At 65.4% G+C, this 977-nt stretch carries 1 protein-coding gene; it reads right to left on the bottom strand.

Annotation, left to right across the window (positions count from 1 at the left end):
- On the bottom strand, window positions 1–977 hold a 977-nt coding region (locus tag QT222_RS00605; protein ID WP_491475962.1), incomplete at both ends, for an aconitase family protein.

The following is a 977-nucleotide window of genomic DNA, read 5'->3' as shown; positions in this document are numbered from 1 at the left end:
GTTGTGAATCGTCTCCTGGACTTCCGTCGTGTCCGGCCAGATGTCGGCGAGGTAGACCGGTTCGCCGTCCTCGTCGGTACCGAGCGGGTCCGTTTCGAGGTCGATGTCCATCCGTCCCGCGAGACCGTAGGCGACCACGAGCGGCGGGCTAGCGAGGTAGATCGCACGAATCCTCGGGTGGATGCGCGCCTCGAAGTTTCGGTTGCCGCTGAGGACGCTCGTCGTCCACAGGTCGTGTTCGTCGATGGCGTTCTCGATGGGTTCGGGGAGTGGCCCGGCGTTTCCGATACAGGTCGTACAGCCGTAGCCGACGACGTCGTAGCCGAGTTCTTCGAGATACGGCAGGAGTTCGGCTTCCTTCAGGTACTCCGTGACGACTTGGCTGCCGGGTGCGAGGCTCGTCTTGACGTAGTTCGGTACGTCGAGACCCTTCTCAAGTGCGTTGCGGGCGAGGATACCCGCAGCGACCATGACGGAAGGGTTCGAGGTGTTCGTACAACTCGTGATGGCGCTGACGACGACGCTCCCGTGGCCGATTTCCGCCTCCGTACCGTCGTCCATCTCCACGGTGACCTGTTTCGTCAGCGGGTCTAAGTCGGCTGCAACTTCGGTGGCCGCGGCACCGCCGTCGGTTCGGCCGCCGTCGCCAAGCCAGCGTTCAAGTTCGACTTCGTCGACATCGCCGAGGTCGTCTTCGAACTCGCGGTGGACGAGTCCGCGGAAGTGCGTCTTCATGTCTCCCATGGGGACGCGGTCCTGCGGGCGCTTCGGTCCGGCGAGGCTCGGTTCGACCACCGAGAGGTCGATATCGACCGTTTCCGTGTACTCGGGGGGTTGCTCGCCAAAGCGACCCTGTGCGCCGCGGTACTCGCGGACGAGTTCGATGTGTTCCGGGTCGCGGCCGGCGGGTTCGAGGCAGGCCAGCGCCGCCTCGTCGACCCGGACCACGCCGATGGGCGACCCCCGGTCGGGCGCCA

This window comes from Haloferax sp. s1 (assembly GCF_058382125.1).
The sequence above is the reverse complement of the archived record's forward strand: the minus strand, read 5'-3'. Positions and strand labels throughout refer to the sequence as shown.